Source organism: Chryseobacterium sp. SIMBA_028, from assembly GCF_046535285.1.
In the GTDB taxonomy this organism is placed as follows: domain Bacteria; phylum Bacteroidota; class Bacteroidia; order Flavobacteriales; family Weeksellaceae; genus Chryseobacterium.
Genome location: NZ_JAWRWZ010000765.1, coordinates 1 through 240 on the forward strand (window position 1 = coordinate 1; position 240 = coordinate 240).

At 40.4% G+C, this 240-nt stretch carries 1 pseudogene; it reads right to left on the reverse strand.

Annotated features, from left to right (window positions below):
- Positions 1-240, reverse strand: a pseudogene (locus SCA31_RS25310) (decarboxylase); the annotation flags it as partial.

Consider the following 240-nt stretch of genomic DNA (forward strand, 5'->3'; position numbering starts at 1 on the left):
GATAGAAATTACCGTCCACTTTGGTACTGGCGACCAGAATTTCACCGCTGTAGAACAGTTTCATTTTTATGTATTGATTCAATGCATTCAAATCTTCTATATTGGATCTCAAATAGCGGAATACCAGCACGCTCAGGTCTGAATCAGACAGGAGTTCAAACTCAAAATCGTCTGTAATGATCTCTGCCACGTCTTTTGTCAGATCAATCACGGTGTCGGTATATTCAGCAAGCTCATCAT